The organism is Brachybacterium tyrofermentans, from assembly GCF_014897585.1.
Lineage (GTDB): Bacteria > Actinomycetota > Actinomycetes > Actinomycetales > Dermabacteraceae > Brachybacterium > Brachybacterium tyrofermentans.
Genome location: NZ_JABUXW010000065.1, coordinates 1 through 3,500, shown reverse-complemented (window position 1 = coordinate 3,500; position 3,500 = coordinate 1). Strand labels below are relative to the sequence as shown.

Annotated in this window: 2 protein-coding genes; both read left to right on the top strand. The window is 65.8% G+C overall.

The features are described from left to right. Positions 1-254: 254 nt before the first annotated feature. A complete protein-coding gene (locus INT49_RS20600; RefSeq protein ID WP_193119602.1) occupies positions 255-1,250 on the top strand; it encodes a TAXI family TRAP transporter solute-binding subunit in 996 nt (331 codons plus the stop codon). 1 nt (position 1,251) lies between these two features. Beyond that, complete coding sequence (locus INT49_RS20595; RefSeq protein WP_193119601.1) at positions 1,252-3,249, top strand: TRAP transporter permease; 1,998 nt, start codon at positions 1,252-1,254, stop codon at positions 3,247-3,249. Positions 3,250-3,500 lie beyond the last annotated feature (251 nt).

Sequence of the window (3,500 nt, the reverse complement as noted above, 5' to 3'; positions counted from 1 at the left end):
GAGGTTCACTCGAAGGATCACACGGTGACCGCGTCCTCGTCAGAGACGATCACGGGGCCACCGCGCTACACCACTATGCGGGACTCAACTCCGAAATGTTATGACGTGACCCAGCGGAAACAGGGGGGCGCAGCAGAGGAACCGTGATGTGATCGACTATCACTGACGAGGCGGTCAGGGAAATGCGGTGAGGAAGCTGCTGAAGGACCTGACCGTTCCCCTCGTTCCTGCATGACCCACTGAGGAGAAGACCCATGAGGATCGGACGACGGACATTCGCCACGCTGGGCCCCATCGCGGCGCTCGGACTGCTCGCCGCCTGCGGGAGCGAGGACGAGGGCGGCACCGGCGGAGGAGGCGGTGAGGGTGACTTCGTCACCGATCTGACCTTCGGTACCGGCGGCACCGGTGGTGTGTACTACCCGCTCGGCGGCGAGTACGCCACCATCTACGAGGACAACATCGAGGGGCTGACGGTGAACTACACCGACAGCGGTGCCTCGGTGGAGAACATCGGCATGATCTTCCAGGAGGAGTGGCAGCTCGGGATCGTCCAGAGCGACACCGCCCAGACCGCCGTCACCGGCACCGGGGAGTTCGAGGGTGCCAAGGTCGACAACATCGGCTGGATCGCAGCCCTCTATCCCGAGGCCGCGCACATCGTGACACTCGCGGGCAACGGGCTCGAGAGCCCGGCGGACCTCAAGGGCAAGCGGATCGCCGTCGGCGACGTGGGATCCGGGACACGCGCCGTCTCCGACGCGATCCTCAGCGTCTACGGGATCGAAGAAGGCGATTACGAGGCGTTCGAGCAGGACTTCGCCAGCTCGCTGGACCTCCTTCGCGACAACAACATCGATGCCTCTGTGTTCGTGGTGGGCACTCCGACGGGCTCCCTCGGCGACCTGGCGGCGACCAATGACGTGCAGCTCGTCTCGATGGACCAGGACAAGGCCGAGGAGGTGGCGAGCGAGAGCTCCTTCGACGTCTACACGATCGAGCCCGATGCGTACGACTTCCTGGAGGAGCCCGTGGTCACCCTGTCCGTGGCCGCCACGTTGATCGCCTCGATGACCCAGGTGAGCCCCGAGGTCGGCTACGACATCACGGCCGCCACCTTCGAGCACGCCGGTGAGATCACCCTGCCCCAGGGCGGTCTGATCAACCACGACTTCGCGCTCTCGGGTCAGGGCGACGTGCCGCTGCACCCGGGCGCCGAGAAGTACTACAAGGAACAGGGACTCCTCTGAGATGAGCTCGGCAGACCACGAGAAGGAGCCGCGGTCCACGGAGCCGGCGACCGCCCCCGCCGAGGTGGCTGACGCCGAGAAGAATGCGCAGGAGGTGCTTCGCGAGCACGACACCGCCAGCCGGTTCCGCATGAACCTCGGGGTGTGGGCATGGGGAGTGGGCGGCCTGTCGGTCGCCCTCACCCTGTTCCACCTCTACACCGGTCTGTTCGGATCTCGTCCTTCGCTGATCCAGGGGGCTATCCACCTCGGCGGTGCGACGTCGATCATCTTCCTGCTGTATCCGGCCAGCAAACGGCTCTCCCTGACCCGGCGCGGCGTGCCCTGGTACGACCTGATCCTCGCCGTGGTCGCGTTGGCGGTGAACCTCTTCATCGTCGTCGATTACGACCACCTGACCAGCAATATGGTGCAGATCCTGGGGTTCCGCGACCTCGACTACGTGATCGCGACCCTGGGCATCGTGCTGGTCCTGGAGGCCACCCGGCGCTGTGTCGGGCTTCCGATCGTGCTGATCGCCCTGGCGGCGATCGGCTACGCCGTGCTCATCGTCGGGCAGTCGTGGGAGAACTACGTCGTCGGCACCTTCTTCACGGCGCGGTCCGGCATCTTCGGCACGCCCATCCAAGTCTCCTCGACCTTCATCTTCTTGTTCCTGTTGTTTGCCGTCGTGCTGATCCGCACCAACATCGGAGCATTCTTCAACGACCTGGCCTTCCGTGCGACGGGCCGTTTCACCGGTGGTCCCGCGAAGGCGGCCGTGGCGGCCAGCGGATTGCAGGGCATGATCTCGGGGTCGTCGGTGGCCAACACCGTCGCCTCGGGCTCGTTCACGATTCCGATCATGAAGAAGGCCGGTTTCAAGCCTCACTTCGCGGCGGCGACCGAGGCGACAGCCTCCACCGGCGGCCAGATCATGCCGCCGATCATGGGCGCGGCCGCGTTCATCATGGCCGAGTACACCGGGATCCCGTACAACGAGATCATCATCATCGCCATCATCCCGGCGGCTCTGTACTTCCTCGGCGCATTCCTCTCGGTGCACTTCGAGGCCAAGCGCACCGGGATCAAGGGCCTGCCCGTCTCCGAGCTGCCCACGTGGAAGTCGTTGATCACGCGGATCGACCTGATCCTGCCCCTGATCGTCATCGTCTACATGATGCTGTCCGGGTTCTCTCCAGCGCGCGCCGCCCTCTGGGGGATCGGCGTCGCTTTCGTGCTGAGCTTCGCGCGCAAGTCCACGCGACTCTCGTTCACCGGGATCATCAAGACCCTCGAGGCGGCCGCGCGCACCGCGCTCCCCGTGATCGCGGCCTGCGCCACGGCAGGCATCGTCGCAGGCACCGTGACCGGAACCGGCCTGGGCGGGCGCCTCGGCAACGCCGTCATCGACCTCGCGCAGGGGAACTTCCTGCTGGTGCTGTTCTTCACGATGATCGTCAGCCTGGTGCTGGGCATGGGCCTGCCGACCACCGCCAACTACGTGGTCACCGCGACCGTCGCCGCACCGATCCTCTACAACAACTTCGACGTCCCCCTGATCTCGGCGCACATGTTCGTCTTCTTCTTCGGCATCCTGGCCGACATCACGCCGCCGGTGTGTCTCGCGGCCTATGCGGGGTCCGGCATCGCGAACTCGAACCCGCTGAAGACCGGTGTGACGGCACTGAAGCTGGCGATCGCCGGCTTCCTCATCCCGTTCGTGTTCGTCCTCGAACCGGCGCTGCTGCTCGAGGGGACCATCGGCGAGCTGATCCCGGCTCTGATCACCGTGGTCCTCGGGATGACAGCGATCGCCGGAGGTTTAGCGGGGTTCCTCGTGGCCCGGGGGAGAGCGCTGGACCGCACCTTGCTGATCGTAGGGGGTGTGCTGATGGTGTATCCCTCGATCGCGGTCTCTGCGGTGGGCTTCGTGCTCGCAGCCATCGCCGTCGTGCTTCAGCTGATCCGGCGCCGAGCCGATTCGGAGACCCCGGGGCCGGCCGTGGCCACCGCCTGACCGCGGAACTGCCCGGGATCCGACGGCATCGGATCCCGGGCCCTGTTCCATCGCAGAGGACCGCATCGCAGAGGGCCACGTTCGGGCGATGTCGCCGCCGACGTGACGGACTGCATGCGCGCAGCTCCCGCGACGCAAAAGGTTCCAACTTGGCGGCACCTTTGTCGTCACGGGCAGGGTTTTCGCGGGCTGGGTCTGAGGTGCCGCGTGGTTTTCGGACAGTGGGCCCTCTTACGATGAGGGTGCTACTG